The sequence below is a fragment of the Parafrankia soli genome (assembly GCF_001854695.1).
In the GTDB taxonomy this organism is placed as follows: Bacteria; Actinomycetota; Actinomycetes; order Frankiales; family Frankiaceae; genus Parafrankia; species Parafrankia soli.
Window position 1 is genome coordinate 1 of record NZ_MAXA01000210.1, and the last position, 1,039, is coordinate 1,039.

Below are 1,039 nucleotides of genomic sequence, written 5' to 3' on the forward strand. Positions count from 1 at the left end.
GTCCGAGGTGGTGGACGACGTCACGCTGAAGGCCACCCTGGTCACCCCCGTGCCGAGGTACGCCCTGTCCGTCCTCGCCTCCTCGATGAACTGGATCGCCTCACCCGCGGCCCTGCAGAAGGGCCAGCAGGCTTTCGACGCGAAGCCGATCGGCGCGGGACCGTTCACCCTGGAGAGCTGGACCCGTCAGGCCGACATCCGGCTCGTCAAGAACCCCCGCTACTGGGACGCGCCCAAGCCCTACCTCGACCGCCTCACCCTCCGCGCGGCGCTCGACGGCAACCAGCGCTACAACACGCTGCTCACCGGGGGCGCGGACGTGGCCATCGACTCGAGCTGGATCAACCTCGACAARGCCACCAAGGCGGGTCTGCCGACAAATGTCATGCGGCTCAGCGGCGGCGTCTTCGCGGCGCTGAACATGCGCAGAGCACCGTTCGACGACATTCGTGCGCGTCGGGCGGTCGCGRCGGCACTGGACTCGGACGCGCTGAACCTCGCGGCCTACAACGGCACCGCGCAGCTGGCCGATACGTTGTTCACCGACGCCTCCCCCTTCTACTCGGAGACGCCGCTGCGTAAGACGGACAAGGAGACCGCCCAGCGGCTCTTCGACGAGCTGGCCGCCGATGGCAAGCCGCTGTCCTTCACGTTCACCAGCTCCTCCAGCAGCGAGAACAGGGCGCTTGCGGAGAACATCCAGGCCCAGCTCGGCGCCTTCAACAACGTCGAGGTCAAAATCAAGACCATTGAGCTCGCCGAGTTCGTCCAGCTGCGCAGGACACTCGACTTCGACGCGGTCATCACGTCCGCGCTCTTCCAGGATCCCGAGCCTCGGTTGTCGACGGTCTTCGCCGGAGGCTCGCCGGCGAACATGCCCGGTATCGACGACCCGGCGCTCAACGCGGCCCTGCAGGCCGGCCGGACCGCGACCTCGGAGGAGGAGCGCAAGGCGGCCTACGACACCGTGCAGGAACGGTTGACCGAACTGACCCCGATGTTCTTCATCGCGCGTGGGGGGCTCGGCGCCATCTCGGGC

At 67.7% G+C, this 1,039-nt stretch carries 1 protein-coding gene; it reads left to right on the top strand.

Going from position 1 to position 1,039, the window contains the following annotated elements; genetic code table 11:
• A partial coding sequence (locus tag BBK14_RS15970; protein ID WP_071063325.1) for an ABC transporter substrate-binding protein occupies positions 1–1,039 on the top strand: 1,039 nt, incomplete at both ends.